The 14,871-nt window shown below is 75.0% G+C and carries 11 protein-coding genes; 5 read left to right on the top strand and 6 right to left on the bottom strand.

Annotated features, from left to right (window positions below; translation table 11 throughout):
- Positions 1 to 52 precede the first annotated feature (52 nt).
- Positions 53 to 1,582, bottom strand: coding sequence for an adenylyl-sulfate kinase (gene cysC, locus GA0070610_RS02215; RefSeq protein ID WP_088998476.1), 1,530 nt, complete (start codon positions 1,580 to 1,582; stop codon positions 53 to 55).
- A 109-nt stretch (positions 1,583 to 1,691) separates the two neighbouring features.
- A complete protein-coding gene (locus GA0070610_RS02220) occupies positions 1,692 to 2,249 on the bottom strand; it encodes a DM13 domain-containing protein (RefSeq protein ID WP_392567283.1) in 558 nt (185 codons plus the stop codon).
- Positions 2,250 to 2,442: 193 nt separating this feature from the next.
- Between GA0070610_RS02220 and GA0070610_RS02225 the strand changes: the two genes are divergently transcribed.
- From GA0070610_RS02225 to GA0070610_RS02245, 5 genes are all read left to right on the top strand, one after another.
- Positions 2,443 to 3,357, top strand: a complete 915-nt coding sequence (locus GA0070610_RS02225) for an ABC transporter ATP-binding protein (protein ID WP_088998477.1) — start codon at positions 2,443 to 2,445, stop codon at positions 3,355 to 3,357.
- Entirely contained in the window at positions 3,350 to 4,231 is an 882-nt protein-coding gene (locus GA0070610_RS02230; protein ID WP_088998478.1) for an ABC transporter permease, read from the top strand. Before GA0070610_RS02225 ends, GA0070610_RS02230 begins: the two co-directional genes overlap by 8 nt.
- On the top strand, positions 4,228 to 5,187 hold the full coding sequence (locus GA0070610_RS02235) for an ABC transporter ATP-binding protein (RefSeq protein WP_088998479.1): 960 nt from the start codon (positions 4,228 to 4,230) through the stop codon (positions 5,185 to 5,187). The genes GA0070610_RS02230 and GA0070610_RS02235 overlap by 4 nt, the downstream gene beginning before the upstream one ends.
- 4 nt (positions 5,188 to 5,191) lie before the next feature.
- On the top strand, positions 5,192 to 5,902 hold the full coding sequence (locus GA0070610_RS02240; RefSeq protein ID WP_088998480.1) for an ABC transporter permease subunit: 711 nt from the start codon (positions 5,192 to 5,194) through the stop codon (positions 5,900 to 5,902).
- Positions 5,903 to 5,993: 91 nt separating this feature from the next.
- Positions 5,994 to 6,644 carry a hypothetical protein gene (locus tag GA0070610_RS02245; RefSeq protein WP_231925879.1) on the top strand — a complete coding sequence of 217 codons (651 nt, stop codon included), beginning with the start codon at positions 5,994 to 5,996 and terminating at the stop codon, positions 6,642 to 6,644.
- A 67-nt stretch (positions 6,645 to 6,711) separates the two neighbouring features.
- On the opposite strand, the gene valS is transcribed toward GA0070610_RS02245, so the two are convergent.
- The 4 genes from valS to GA0070610_RS02265 form a co-directional block, all read right to left on the bottom strand.
- Positions 6,712 to 9,327 carry a valine--tRNA ligase gene (valS, locus tag GA0070610_RS02250; RefSeq protein ID WP_088998481.1) on the bottom strand — a complete coding sequence of 872 codons (2,616 nt, stop codon included), beginning with the start codon at positions 9,325 to 9,327 and terminating at the stop codon, positions 6,712 to 6,714.
- An 88-nt stretch (positions 9,328 to 9,415) separates the two neighbouring features.
- Positions 9,416 to 11,023, bottom strand: coding sequence for a trypsin-like serine protease (locus GA0070610_RS02255; RefSeq protein WP_088998482.1), 1,608 nt, complete (start codon positions 11,021 to 11,023; stop codon positions 9,416 to 9,418).
- Between the two features lie 131 nt (positions 11,024 to 11,154).
- Positions 11,155 to 13,026, bottom strand: a complete 1,872-nt coding sequence (locus GA0070610_RS02260; protein WP_088998483.1) for an ABC transporter ATP-binding protein — start codon at positions 13,024 to 13,026, stop codon at positions 11,155 to 11,157.
- Positions 13,023 to 14,840: an ABC transporter ATP-binding protein gene (locus GA0070610_RS02265; protein WP_088998484.1), complete on the bottom strand. Its 1,818-nt coding sequence runs from the start codon at positions 14,838 to 14,840 to the stop codon at positions 13,023 to 13,025. The genes GA0070610_RS02260 and GA0070610_RS02265 overlap by 4 nt, the downstream gene beginning before the upstream one ends.
- Positions 14,841 to 14,871 lie beyond the last annotated feature (31 nt).

Consider the following 14,871-nt stretch of genomic DNA (forward strand, 5'->3'; position numbering starts at 1 on the left):
CAAAGATGAACACTAGCGTGAAGGAGGGGACCACCGGTAGGCGGAGGGGCTGTCAGAGGGACGGGAGGCGGGGTTCGACCCAACCCGTCTCGTTCAGGTGGTGCAGGACGGCCTCGACCGCCTCCTCGACCGACAGGTCGCTGGTGTCGACCACCAGGTCGGCGTCGGTCGGCTCCTCGTAGGGGTCGTCGATGCCGGTCATGCCGGTCAGCAGGCCGGCCCGGGCCCGGGCGTAGAGACCCTTGCGGTCGCGCTGCTCGCAGACCTCCAGCGGGGTCGCCACGTGCACCAGCAGGAAGCCCGCGCCGGCGGCCAGCGCCATCTCGCGGGCGGTGGCGCGGGCCTGGGCGTACGGGGCGATCGGGCAGCAGATGCCGACGCCGTGGTGCCGGGCGATCTCCGCCGCCACCCAGCCGATGCGCCGGACGTTCAGGTCCCGGTCGGCCTTGCTGAAGCCCAGCCCGGCGGAGAGTTCCCGGCGCACCACGTCCCCGTCGAGCAGCGTGACACTCCGGTCGCCCTGCTCGCGCAGCACGTCGGCCAGGCCCCGGGCGATCGTCGACTTGCCGGAACCCGAGAGCCCGGTCAGGAAGATCACCAGACCCCGGTGCCGCCGCGGCGGCCGGGCCCGGGCCAGCTCCTTCGCCACCGCCGGCGGGGTGTGCCACTCGGGCAGCGGGAAACCCCGGTCCAGCAGGTCGTCGATCTCCGGCTGGGTCAGCGCCAGACGCCGGTTGCGCGGCGGGATGTCCTCCCGCCAGCGCCACTGCCCGTCGCGGTTGTCGTAGGCCAGCTCGCGCGGCACCAGCACCCGCAGGCCGGCGCCGGAGAGCATCTCGCCCGTGGAGAGCAGGTGCGTGACGCCGTACGCCGCCGACACCCGGGCCCGCAGCAGCGCGTCACTGATCTCGTCGCGCCGCCGGGACAGCGGCACGGCGACCAGCGTGGCCGGCGGCATCCGGTCGCGGGCGGCGAAGACGCTGCGCACCAGCGCCTCCGGCGGCAGCCCGCCGAGGCCGTCCTCGCCGACCGGGATCATCACCAGCAGGTGGGCGCCGAGCGTGCGGACCGCGTGGGCGATCTGGGCGAGCTGCGGCCGGTGCAGCGGCCGGTCGGCGATCACCCCGAGCACCCGCCCCGACGGCAGCAGCGGGCGTACCTCCTCCGGGGTGCGGCGCAGCCGCTGGAACGGGCCGTGCCCGCCGTCGCCGAGCCGGCGGACCGTGCCCCCGACGCCGGCCACCCCGTCGCGGACCTGCCACACGTCGGCGACCGACAGCGCCGCGACCGGCGCGCCCTCGCCGTCGGTGAGCACCAGGGCCCGGCGTGCCTCGTCGCGCGGGTCGAGGCCCTGGGCGAGCGCCGCCGGCACCTGGAGGGTCACCGGCACGGGCCACGGCGAGCCGTCGGCGAGCCGGCCCCGGCGGCTCACCGAGACCAGGTCGGCGCGGGTCATGAAGCCGGCCAGCGGCGCGTACGCCCCGGTCAGCAGCAGCTCCAGGTCGGCCAGCTCGCCGGGGCGCGGCGTGTACGCCGGCGCATCCCGGAGCACCTCGTCGGGCAGCACCCAGCTGTTGCTCATCCATCCCCCAAACGACACTGACCGGCACACAGTTTCTCAGCCGGCCGGCGATCGGTCGAGAGCGCCACTCCACCGGCGGCTCAGCCGGCGGGCGACGGCGGCCGGCGGGTCAGCGGGGCAGGGTCAGGGGCGCGGCCCCGAAGGAGACGGCGAACCGCTTGCACCAGATGGAGACGCTGGTCAGGCCCGTCAGGTCGACGTCGGCCGGGATGTCGTAACCCTGGTCGCCCCGGTTGCCCTTGAGCCGGCCCAGCTCGACCCACCGGCCGTCGTCGAAGACCCGCCACCCGGCAGTGCCGCTGCGCACCGGCTGGTCGGTGAGCCAGACCCGCAGGTCCGGGCCGTTGGAGGTGGCCAGGCCGACGAGTTCCAGCCGGTGCCGTCCGTCGGGGGCGCGGACGATCCGCGCGCTGCCCGACGTGTCGTGCTCGTGGGTCACGAAGTCGCCCTGCCCGACGAGGACCGGCCCGGCGGGAGCGGGCGCCGCGCCCGTGGCGGAACCCGTCGGCGCCGGCGTGGCCGCCACGCTCGAGAGTGCCTCGTCGACCTCGGCGTCGGTGACCAGCTTCCAGGGCTGGAACCAGTAGAGGCCGAACGCCGACCCGGCGGCGAGGACGGCGACCACCACCCACGTCAGCGGTGCGCGGAAGAGTCGGTTCACGCCCACAGTCTGTCGGTCCGGGCCGCGTCCTGTCTGCCCCGCGCGGCGTGGCGGAGGCGGATGCGTGCCGGCGGTGCCGGCCCGCCCGCCACCGCCGGGGGCCGCGCCGGACCCTAGGGGACGCGGGCCGCCAGGATCAGGGGAGCGCCCGGGGGCGAGCCGCTGCCCGGGGCGGTCGTCGCCTCCTACGCTGTACGACGTGACACTCATCGCGACCGAGTCGCTGACCAAGACGTACGGGGGTGGGGTCACCGCGCTGGCCGACCTGACCGTCGCGGTCGAGCCGGGGATCATCGGGTTGGTCGGCGCGAACGGCGCCGGCAAGTCCACCCTGATCAAGATCCTGCTCGGCCTCCTCGCCCCGACCAGCGGACGGGTCCGGGTGCTCGGCCTCGACCCGACCACCGACGCCGCCCAGGTCCGCGCCCGGGTCGGCTACATGCCCGAGCACGACGCCCTGCCGCCGGACCTCTCCGCCGCCGAGTTGGTCACCCACCTGGGCCGGATCAGCGGCCTGCCGCGTACGGTCGCCCGCGAACGGGCCTCGGAGGCGCTGCGCCACGTCGGGCTCTACGAGGAGCGCTACCGTCCGGTCGGCGGCTACTCCACCGGCATGAAGCAGCGGGTCAAGCTCGCCCAGGCCCTGGTGCACGACCCCGACCTGCTGCTGCTCGACGAGCCGACCAACGGCCTCGACCCGGCCGGTCGCGACGCCATGCTGGCGCTGGTGCACCGCATCGGTACCGAGTTCGGCATCTCCGTGCTGGTCTGCTCGCACCTGCTGGGCGAGGTCGAGCGCATCTGCGACACCCTGGTCGCCATCGACGGCGGGCGGCTGCTGCGCGCCGACCACATCTCCGCCATGACCTCGGCCACCGACGTGCTCGCCGTCGAGGTGAGCGAGGGCACCGACGAGCTGGCCACCCGGCTGGCCGCGCTCGACCTGCCGGTGCGCCGGGACGGCCGGCTGCTGCTCGTCGAGCTCGCCGACGACGCCACCTACGACCTGATCCTCGGCGCGGTCGCCGAGCTGGACCTGCCGCTGCACCGGCTGGACCAGCGCCGGCACCGGGTGGCCGAACTCTTCGCCACGAGGGAGCCCAGCCATGCCTGAGCCGACCGGCGTCATCCACGACATCGGCTACCAGCGCTACACCGGTCCTCGGCTGGGCCGCCGGGCCGTCTTCGGCGCGCTCTACCTGCACGGCCTGCGTACGGCGTTCGGGCTGGGCCGCAGTGCGAAGGCCAAGATCTTCCCCTGGCTGGTGGTCGCCATCGTCACCGTGGTGGCCGCCGGGCTCGCGGCGGTTCGCAGCCAGGTCGGCGAGGCGGTGATGACGTACGCCCAGTTCGCCGACAACATGAGCTGGCTGGTCATCTTCTTCGTCGCGGTGGTCGCCCCCGAGCTGGTCTCGCGGGACCTGCGCAGCGGGGTGCTGCCGCTCTACTTCTCCCGGCCGCTGCCGCGTTCGGACTATCCGCTGGCCAAGCTGCTGGCGCTGGCCACCGCGCTCTGGCTGCTGCTCGGCGGGCCGCAGCTGCTGATGTTCCTGGGCGCCGCCTTCACCACCGGCGACGGCATGCGCGGGGTCTGGAACGAGCTGCTCGACCTGCTGCCCAGCCTGCTCTACGCCGGGCTCTGGGCGGTCGTCTTCGCCTCGGTCGGCCTGCTGGTCGCCTCCCTCACCGGCAAGCGGGCGTTCGCGGCCGGCGGGATCGTGGCCGTGTTCCTGATGACCACCCCGATCGTCGGCACCCTGTCGATCATGCCCTCCCAGACGGTCAACGAACTGGCCTTCCTGGCCTCGCCCTCGACGTTGGTGGGCGGCGTGGGCACCTGGGCGCTCGGCGACCTGCTGCTGTTCGAGGGGGAGGGCGGAGTGCCGATCGGCGACTTCGGCCCGATCTATGCGGTCGCCGCCGTGCTGCTCGTGACCGGCAGCGTCGCCCTGCTGATGCTGCGATACCGGAAGGTGGCTGCCCGATGACCACGATCAGCGCCGACCAGGTGGCGGGGACGCCGACCGCCGCCGTCAGCACCCTCGACCTCGACGGCGTCTCCCGCTGGTACGGCAACGTCGTGGCGGTCAACGACGTCAGCATGAGCCTCGGCCCGGGCGTCACCGGGCTGCTCGGCCCGAACGGCGCGGGCAAGACCACCCTGCTGCACATGATGGCGGGCTTCCTGGCCCCGTCGCGCGGGGCGGTGAGCCTGGACGGCCGGCCCACCTGGCGCAACCCGGAGGTCTACCGGCGGCTGGGCCTGGTCAGCGAGCGCGAGGCCGTGCACAGCTTCCTCACCGCGCACGAGTTCGTGCTGGCCAGCGCGAAGCTGCACCGGCTGCCGGATCCGACGGAGGCGGCCCGCCGGGCGATCGCCCTGGTGGAGCTGGAGGGCGCGCAGGACCGTCGGATCGGCACGTACTCCAAGGGCATGCGGCAGCGCGCCCGGGTGGCCGCGGCGCTGGTGCACGAGCCGCAGGTGCTGCTGCTCGACGAGCCGTTCAACGGGATGGACCCGCGCCAGCGGCTGCACATGATGGAGCTGCTGCACCGCCTCGGCGACGCCGGCCGGACCATCCTTTTCAGCTCGCACATCCTGGAGGAGGTCGAGCAGGTCTCCGGCACCGTCCAGGTGATGGTCGCCGGCCGGCTGGCCGCCTCCGGCGACTTCCGTACGATCCGCCGGCTGATGACCAACCGGCCGCACGTCTTCGCCGTGCACTCCACCGACGACCGGGCGCTCGCCGTGGCGCTGATGGCGGAGGCGTCGGTGACGGGGGTCGAGCTGGGCCGCGCCGGGTTGACCGTGCGGGCCGGCGACTACGGCGCGTTCACCCGCGTCCTGCCGAAGATCGCCCTGGCGGAGGGCATCCGGGTGCGGCAGTTGGTGCCCGAGGACGAATCCCTGGAGAGCGTCTTCTCCTACCTCGTGGAGGCCTGAACCCATGTCTACCGTTTCCTGGATCACCGTGCGGGGGCTGTTCGGGCGCCGCCGGTTCCTGCTGCTGCTGCCGCTGCCCGTGGTGCTGGTGCTGCTCGCCGTGCTCTCCCGCGCGCTCGGGGTGGACCCGGGCGAGTGGGGTCCGCCGGTGCTGGTCGGCCTCGGCCTGGCCGTGGTGCTCCCGGTGGTCGCCCTGATCGTCGGCACCGGCGTGCTGGGGGCAGAGATCGACGACGGCACGGTCGTGCACATCCTGACCAAGCCGCTGCCGCGCTGGCAGATCGTGCTGCCCAAGCTGGCGGTGGCCGCCGGCGTCACCGCGGTCACCGTCGCCGTGCCGCTCTACGTGGCGGGCGTGCTGGCCGACTCCGTACGCCTCGGGCTGTCGCTCGCCGTCGCGTCGGCGGTCGGTGCGCTGGCGTACTCGGCGCTGTTCGTGGCGCTCAGCCTCCTCACCCGGCGGCCGGTGCTGCTCGGCCTGGTCTACGTGCTGATCTGGGAGGGGCTGCTCGGCAACGTCGTCAGCGGCACCAAGGTGCTCTCCATCCAGCAGTACGTGATCAGCATCGCCGACCGGATGGCCCCCACCGGGCTGCTGGAGGCCGGCGTCTCGGTGCCGGTGGCGGCGGTGATGGCCACTCTGATCAGCGTGGGGTTCACCGCGCTGGCGGTCGACCGGCTCCGTTCGTTCAGCGTGGCCGGCGAGACGAGCTGATCTCCGCCATGACGGTCGTCCGGGCGGCCCCACCTGCGATGGTAGGGCTGGCCGGATGGACCGGTCCGGGCGGCTGCGCGAGGCTGACGGCGTGAGCGCGGAGACGGGGCTGGTGATGTCGCGGGAGTCCCATCCGGGTGCCGGCCGGCACTGGATGGTCAGCCTGGCGGTGGCGGGGCTCGCGGCGGCGGCGACCACCACGGCCGCGCAGGCCACCGGGCACTTCCACTGGTGGGCCGGCTTCGTGCTGATCCCCGGCGCGCTGATCGCCGCCACCGGCGGGCCGCTGCTGGCCCGGGGCGGCGGGCGGGCCTTCGCCGGCTACGTGGTCGCCTGCCTCGGCGCGCTGGTCTTCGCGGTCGGGGCGCTGCTGATGTTCGGCGCGTTCGGGCGGGGCTGGCCGCTGATGGTCGTCCTGCCGTGCCTCGCGGTCGCCGGCACCTACCGCTGGCGGCTGGTCCACCCGCTGGCCCGGGGGCTGCACCGGGCGGTCGCCCTGCTGGCGCTGGCCGGCGCCCTGCTGCTCGGCGGGATGCTGCAACTGGTCCGCGTCGGCCTGGTCGACGTCGGGGCGGCCCCGATGTGGGGTGCGTTCCTGATGCTGGCCGGGGTGATCGTGCTGGGCAACGCGGTGGAGCTGACCCGGCACCGGATGCCGTACCGCCTCCAGGCGATCACCCTGCTGGTCGGTCCCGCCGTCGTCGCCTTCCTGCTCGGCCTGCGCCTGCTGCGCGGCTGGTGAGCCCCGCCGCGCCGCTGGGCCCACCCGGCACCCGCCGCGCCCGGTGGGGCGCGACGGGGCCGGCCGGTCAGAACGCGCAGGCGATCACGAGTTCCGGGGTGCGGTCGGGGAGCAGGTCCAGCTTGGCGATCCGGCCGGCGGCCCGGACGTCGTCGGCGACCGCGGTCAACTGTTCCAGCAGGGCCGCCGGGCCGAGCGCCTCCGCCAGCGGCACCTCCGCCTTCATCGACAGCTTCCGCTCCGACTTGGCCCGGCGCACCTGGCTGAGCGCGTCGCCGGCCAGCCGCAGCAGCTCCGGTTCGCCGGCGCCCTCGATCGCCCGGTCCACCTCGTACGTGGTGGGCCAGGTCGCGCGGTGCACCGACCCGTAGCGCCACCACGACCAGACCTCCTCGGTCGCGTACGGCAGCACGGGGGCGAAGAGCCGCAACTGCACCGACAGCGCGGTGGCCAGCGCCGCCCGGGCGGAGTCCGCCCCCGGCCCGGAGCCGTAGGCGCGTTCCTTCACCAGCTCGATGTAGTCGTCGCAGAACCGCCAGAAGAAGCTCTCCGCGACCTGCAACGCGGCCGTGTGGTCGTACGCCTCCAGCGCCGACGTCGCGGCGGCGACCACGCCGGAGAGTTCGGCGAGCATGGCGCGGTCCAGCGCCTCGGTGGCCGGGGCCCGCAACGCGTCGGCGGCGCCCAGCCCGAGGGCGAACTTCGACGCGTTCAGCAGCTTGGTGGCCAGCCGCCGGCCGACCTTGATCTGGGCCGGGTCGAAGGCGAGGTCCATGCCCGGCCTGCCGTTGGCCGCCCAGTAGCGCACCGCGTCGGAGCCGTGCTGCTCCAGCAGCGCCATCGGGGTGACCACGTTCCCCTTGGACTTGGACATCTTCTTCCGGTCGGGGTCGAGGATCCAGCCGGAGAGCACCGTGTCCCGCCACGGCAGCGCCCCGTGCTCCAGGTGGGAGCGGACCACCGTGGAGAACAGCCAGGTGCGGATGATCTCCTGCCCCTGCGGGCGCAGGTCCATCGGGAAGACCCGGGCGAACAGGTCCGGGTCGGTCTCCCACCCGCCGGCGATCTGCGGGGTCAGCGACGAGGTGGCCCAGGTGTCGAGCACGTCGGGGTCGCCGACGAAGCCGCCCGGGCGGCCCCGCTGCGCCTCCTCGAACCCCGGCGGGGCGTCGGTGGACGGGTCGACCGGCAGCGCGGACTCCGCCGGCGTGAGAGGCTGGGACCAGTCCGGCTCGCCAGCGTCGTCGAGCCGGTACCACACCGGCACCGGCACGCCGAAGAAGCGCTGCCGGCTGACGAGCCAGTCACCGGTCAGGCCGCCGACCCAGTGCGCGTAGCGGTGCCGCATGTGCTCCGGCACCCAGCGCAGCTCCCCGCCCCGGGCGAGCAGTTCCTCGCGCAGGCCCGCGTCGCGTCCGCCGTTGCGCAGGTACCACTGCCGGGTCGAGACGATCTCCAGCGGCCGGTCGCCGCGCTCGTAGAACTTGACCGGATGGGTGATCGGACGCGGCTCGCCGACCAGGTCGCCGGCCTCGGCCAGCATCTCCACCAGCGTCCGCCGGGCGCCGTCGACGCCCTGCCCGGCCAGCTTCGCGTACGGCTGCGCCGGCACGCCGGCCGGCGGCTCGGGCAGCAGCCGGCCGTCGCGGCCGATCACCACTCGGGTGTCCAGCCGCAGCTCCCGCCACCAGGTCACGTCGGTCAGGTCGCCGAAGGTGCAGACCATCGCGATGCCCGTGCCCTTGGCCGGGTCCGCCAGCGGGTGCGCCCGCACCGGCACCTCGACCCCGAAGACCGGCGTACGCGCGGTGCCGCCGACCAGGTCGGCGTAGCGTTCGTCGTCGGGGTGGCAGACCAGCGCCACGCAGGCCGGCAGCAGCTCGGGGCGGGTGGTGTCGATCAGGATCTCGCGCCCGCCCCGCCCCGCGAACCGCAGCCGGTGGTACGCCCCGGGCCGCTCCCGGTCCTCCAACTCCGCCTGGGCGACGGCGGTGGCGAAGCCGACGTCCCACAGCGTCGGCGCCTCCGCCTGGTACGCCTCGCCCCGGGCCAGGTTGCGCAGGAACGCCCGCTGCGACACGGCCCGGGCCGCCGCGCCGATCGTGGTGTACGTCAACGACCAGTCCACGGAGAGCCCGAGTCGCCGCCAGAGCGCCTCGAAGACCTGCTCGTCGGCGGCGGTCAGCCGCTCGCAGAGCTCGATGAAGTTGCGTCGGGAGACCGGGGTCGGGTCCTTGCGGGCGGCCTCGCTCACCGGGGCCTCGGGGGCCTGCCGGTCCGGGTCGTACGGCAGCGCCGGATCGCAGCGCACGCCGTACACGTTCTGCACCCGGCGCTCGGTGGGCAGGCCGTTGTCGTCCCAGCCCATCGGGTAGAAGACCGTGCGCCCGCGCATCCGCTGGAACCGGGCCACCACGTCCGTGTGCGTGTACGAGAAGACGTGCCCCATGTGCAGCTCGCCCGATACGGTCGGCGGCGGGGTGTCGATCGCGTACACGTCGGCCCTGCGACCGTTCGGGCTCGGCGCGTCTGACGCCGCGCTGCGCCCCCGCACGGTCGTCTTCGCGCGGTCGAACGCGTACGTGCCTTCCTCCTGCCAGCGGCGGGCCCAGGTCTCCTCGATGCCGTCCAGGGTCGGACGTTCGGGGACGCCGGCGCGGGCCGTCCTCGCCGTATCAGTCATCCGTCGATGGTAGGCACCGGCCAACGGCCGGACCACGGGATAACCCGCGCGCCACGACGGATGTCGTCCGACGCGCCCGGTCGGCGGGTCAGCGGATGACCGGCCGGGTCAGCGGGGGGAGCGGGCCACTGGTGGCCAGCCGGATCCGCAGGCCCCCGTAGGTGCGGGCGTTCGCCCGATCGAGGATCGTGGAGACCGGGGCGTAGGAGTTGCGCTCGTTCGGGTTGGTGCAGGGGCCCTGTCCCGGGTCGCCGTGCGACAGGATGCCCAGCGCCTTGCCGTCGGCCTCGGTGAAGAGCGGGCCGCCGCTGTCGCCCGGGCGGGCACAGATGCGCACGTCGATGCCGCCGCTGGTCTTGCCGATGATCTCCCCGCAGCGGGTGCCGGGCACGTAGCCGGCGCCCGCGCCCGAGTCGACGTGCTGCTCGCCGTCCTTCGGGGTGTACGCCGCCCCGGTGGCGCAGACCACCCAGCCGGGCTGGATGGCGCTCCACGGCACGTGCCCGGTGATGGCCACGTCGCGGCTGCCCCGGGTGGCGCATCCGGTGCTGTCCGGCACGCACCAGTAGTTGACCAGGCTGGGCACCTGCGTGGCCCCCGCCGGGTACGCCCACAGCCCGAGCGCGCCGGCCTGGTACGGCATGATCGCGTAGTCGTACGGGTATGCGTTCTCGGCCAGCCCCGGCCTCGACGACTCGACGGTCACCGGCACCTTCGGGCCGAGGAACTGGTGCCAGGTGCGGTCCACCAGTTGGTGCCGCCCCCCGACGACGCAGTGCCCCGCCGTCAGCACGTACGGGTCGCGCAGCCCGGCGACCACGTTGAAGCCCGTCGTGCAGCCGCCCACGGTGCCGTCGTCGCGCGGCACGTCCAGCCGGATGCCGCCGCGCATCGGCGCCTGCGCGCAGTCGCGCGGGTCGCAGGCCTTCCGCACCGCGCTCTCGGCGATCCGGGCCTGCGCGCGGGCCGGCACCCCGGCGGCGCGCAGCGCCCCGGCCAACCGGGGGTCGTCGGCGGCGATCCGGTCGCCGGTCAGCACGACGACCTCGTTGGCCCGCTCGTCCACCAGGACGTCGGCGCCGGCCGTGGCGTCGAGCGTGGTGGCCAGCCGGGTCGCCGCCTCGGTGAGCTGCCGCAGCGGGTGGCGCACCGGCACCACCCGGACGCGCGCCGCGTCCGGCATGCCGGCCAGTGCCGCCCGGACCGGTTCGACGCCGGTGGCGGCGACGGTCAGCACGCCGCCGGCGGCCTGGTCCAGCCACATCCCGCCGTACGCGGCGGGGAACTCCGTGGCGAGCCGGGCGGCCAGCGGCGCGGACAGCTCCTGGAGGGCGAGCCGCCGGGCCGCCTCGTCGGCGTCGACCCGGTAGCGGTCGCGCAGGTAGGAGACCGAGGCGGGGCTGCCGGCCGCGACCTCGGCGGCCGGCCGGGCCCGGAGGGTCACCGCCGCGCCCGGCGTCGCGCCGCCTCGGGGACGGCTGCCGGGCCCGCTGTCGGCGCGGACCGGCGCGCTGTCGGCAGGGACCGGCGCGCCCGCCGGGGCGGCGGCGTCGCCCGGCGACGCAAGGGTCTCCCCGGCGGTGAGCGTGGCCGGTGTCCGGCCGGCGTCGCCGAACGGCATCCCGGCGACCGCCGCCGCACCCAGCGCGCAGGCGGTGACCATCCCCGCCACCGTCACCCGTCGTCCGAACCGCACGTCGCAACCCCCCTCGTCGCCGCCGTCGGGACGACCACCCGGTGGGCCGCTCCGCTCGGCGCGGTGAGTCTAGTGGCATCGACGATCATGGTGGGGGCCGTCGACCGTGGGCGACCGCGACCGACCGGGGCTCACACCAGGGAGTCGCGCCACTGCCGGTGCAGGGCGGCGTACCGGCCACCGGCGACGGCGAGCCGGGCGGGCGGGCCGTCCTCGACGATCCGGCCGGCGTCGAGCACCAGCACCCGGTCGGCCGTCTCCACGGTGGAGAGCCGGTGCGCGATCACCAGCGCGGTGCGGTCGGCCAGGACGGTGCCGAGGGCGTGCTGCACCAGCCGCTCGGTGGGCACGTCCAGCGACGAGGTTGCCTCGTCCAGGATCAGCACCGTCGGGTCGGCCAGGAAAGCCCGGGCGAACGCGACCAGTTGCCGCTGCCCGGCGGAGAGCCGGCCGCCGCGCCGCCGCACCTCGGTGGCGTACCCGTCGGGGAGGGCGGCGATGAAGTCGTGCGCGCCGATGGCCCGCGCGGCGGCCTCCACGGCGGCGTCGTCGGCGCCGGGACGGCCGAAGCGGATGTTCTCCGCGACCGTGCCGCCGAACAGGTGGGTCTCCTGGGTCACCAGCACGACGGCGCGCCGCAGCTCCGCGTCGGCGACCTCGCGCAGGTCGACCCCGTCGAGGGTGACCGCCCCCGAGACCGGGTCGTGGAACCGGGCGAGCAGCTTCGCGACGGTCGACTTGCCGGCGCCGGTCGCCCCGACCAGCGCCACGGTCTGGCCGGCCGGGACGGCGAGGTCCAGCCCGGCGATGATCGGCGCGTCCGGCCGGTAGCCGAAGGTGACCGCCCGGAAGGCGACCGCGCCGCGGCCGGGCCCGGTGGGCAGCGGCACGGGCCGGGCCGGTTCGGCCACCGACGGCCGCTCGTCGAGCACCCCGGCGAGCTTCTCCAGTGCGGCGGTGGCCGACTGGAGCGAGTTGTAGAAGTGGCTCAGCTCCTGCATCGGCTCGAAGAACCGCCGCAGGTAGAGCAGGAACGCCGCCAGCACCCCGATCCCGGTGGACCCGCCCAGCACCCGCCAGCCGCCGTAGCAGAGCACCACCGCCACGGTGACGTTGCCGATCACCTTGATCCCCGGCGAGTACGTCGCGATCAGCCGGAACGCGTCGCGGCTGGCCCGCCGGTAGTCGTCGCTGACCGTCCCGAAGATCTCCTGGTTGCGCGGCTCCCGGCGGAACGCCTGCACCGCCCGGATGCCACGCATCGACTCGACGAAGTGGACGATGACCAGCGCCACCGTCTCCCGGGTGCGCCGCCACGCGTCGGCCGACGCCCGCGCGAACCAGCGGCTCAGCCAGATCAGGAACGGGAACGCGAGCAGCGTCACCGCGGCCAGGGGCAGGTCCAGCCAGAGCAGGATGCCGGCGATCGACAGGATCGACAGCACGGCCAGCACCACGCCGTCGATGCCGCCGCCGACCAGCTCGCCGATGGAGTCCAGGTCGCTGGTGAGCCGGGAGACCATCCGGCCGGAGGTGTAGCGCTCGTGGAACGCCACCGACAGGCGCAGGAAGTGCGCGTACACCCGCTGGCGGAGGTCGAGCAGGACGGCCTGGCCGATCCGCGCGGAGAGGGTGAGGAAGCCCCGGCGGGCGACGTACTCGACGGCGGTGGCGGCGGCGAACCCGGCGGCGACGGCCATCAGCGGGCCGGGCTCGCCGGCCCGCAGCGGCGCGATCGCCCGGTCGATGCCGAGCATCACCAGGTACGGCCCGGCCATCGCGGCGGCGTTCTGGCCGAGCAGCAGCGCGACGGCCAGCCCGAGGCGGCGCCGGTGCGGGCGCAGCAGGTCGCGCAGCAGCACCCGGCTGCGGGCCCGGAGCCGGGCCACCGCCTCGGGGGCGGTGTCCTCGGCGTGGCTGCGGTCCGCGTCCGGGTCGGTGGCGACGCCGCGCCACCGCGCGAGGCCCGCCCCGCCCGGGCGCCGGACGGCGTCGCCGGTCACGAACGCACCAGGCCGCGGTCGCCGGGCGGTGCGGGGGTGGGCTCGGCCGAGAGCACCGCGCGGTACGCCGGCACGTCGGCGAGCAGTTCCGAGTGCCGCCCGACGGCGGTGATCCGGCCCTCCTCCAGCAGCGCCACCCGGTCGGCGAGGGCGATCGTGGAGGGCCGGTGCACCACCAGCAGCGCGGTGGTGGTGCGCAGCACCCGCCGCAGCGCCGTCTCGACCAGCGCCTCGGTGTGCACGTCGAGCGCGGAGAGCGGGTCGTCCAGCACGAGCAGGGCGGGCCGGCCGAGCACCGCCCGGGCCAGCGCCAGCCGCTGCCGCTGCCCGCCGGAGAGCGACAGCCCCTGCTCGCCCACCCGGGTCGCCAGCCCCCACGGCAGCTCGTACGCGAAGTCGGCCTGGGCGAGGGCGAGGGCGGCGCGCACCTCGTTCTCGCCGGCCTCCGGCCGGCCGAGCGTGACGTTCTCCCAGACCGACATGGAGAACAGCGTCGGCTCCTCGAAGGCCACCCCGACCAGCCGGCGCAGGGCGGACAGCCGCAGCTCGCGCAGGTCGTGCCCGTCGAGGGTGATCCGCCCGCCGGTCACCTCGTGCAGCCGGGGCACCAGGGAGAGCAGGGTGCTCTTGCCGCAGCCGGTCGCCCCGACCAGCGCCACGGTCTCGCCCGGCTCGACGGTCAGGTCGATCTCCCGCAGCACCGGCGCGGCGCTGCCCGGGTAGCGGAACGACACCCGCTCGAAGCGGAGCCGCCCGCGTACGTCGGCGCGGCGGGGGGCCAGCGCGTGCGGGGCGTCCTCGATGGCCGGCGGGGTGTCCAGCACCTCCCACACCCGGTCGGCCGCGGTGGCCGCCTCCTGGCCGTTGGCGATGATCCAGCCCAGCGACTGCACCGGCCAGATCAGCATCAGCTGGAGGCTGACGAAGGCGACCAGTTCGCCGATGGTCAGCACCCCGCCCGCGGCGGCCGCCGCGCCGGCGACCAGGACCACGCCGAGGGTCAGGTTGGGCACCAGGTCGAGCAGGGCGGAGGTGCGGGCCAGCAGCCGGCCCTTGGCGACCCCCGTGTCGTGCAGCGCCCGCGCGTCGACGCCGAAGCGGGCGGCGAGTTCCGACCCCCGCCCGTACGCCTTCATCGTGCGCAGCCCCTGCGCGGTCTCCTCGACGAGGGTGGCCACGTCGCCCTGCTGGTCCTGCATCCGGCGGGAGGCCGCGTGGTAGTGCCGCGCGAAGCGGCGGCTGATCAGGAACAGCGGCACCGCGCTGCCCGCCACCAGCAGCCCCAGCGTGGGGTGCAGCCGGATCAGCAGCACCACCACGGCCAGGTAGGTCACCAGGTTGAGGATCAGGAAGAAGAGGCCGAAGGAGAGGAAGCGGCGCAGCACCGACAGGTCGCTGGTGACCCGGGAGAGCAGTTGGCCGGACTGCCAGCGGTCGTGGAAGCTGGCCGGCAGCCGTTGCAGGTGGGCGTAGACGTCCTCGCGGATGGCCGCCTCGATCCGCATCGAGGAGGACGACTGCACCCAGCGGCGGATGAAGATCAGCAGCGCCTCGACCAGGCCGAGCAGCAGCGCCAGCCCGGCCAGCCGGAACAGCCCGGCCGGGTCCTGGCGGGCCACCGGGCCGTCCACGACCCGCTGCGCGACCAGCGGTACGGCGATGCCCGCCCCGGTGGCGGCGAGGCCGGCCAGCAGCAGCCAGCCGAACTCCGCCGCGTGCGGGCGCAGGTAGTGGCGCAGTCGCCAGAGGTTGTGCAGGGGACGCCGGCCGGTCTCCACCCGGGAGGCCGGGTTGCCGTCACCTTCCGCAGGCACTACCCGACGGTAGCCTCAAACGGCCCGGCGC

Source organism: Micromonospora echinofusca, assembly GCF_900091445.1.
GTDB classification, from domain to species: domain Bacteria; phylum Actinomycetota; class Actinomycetes; order Mycobacteriales; family Micromonosporaceae; genus Micromonospora; species Micromonospora echinofusca.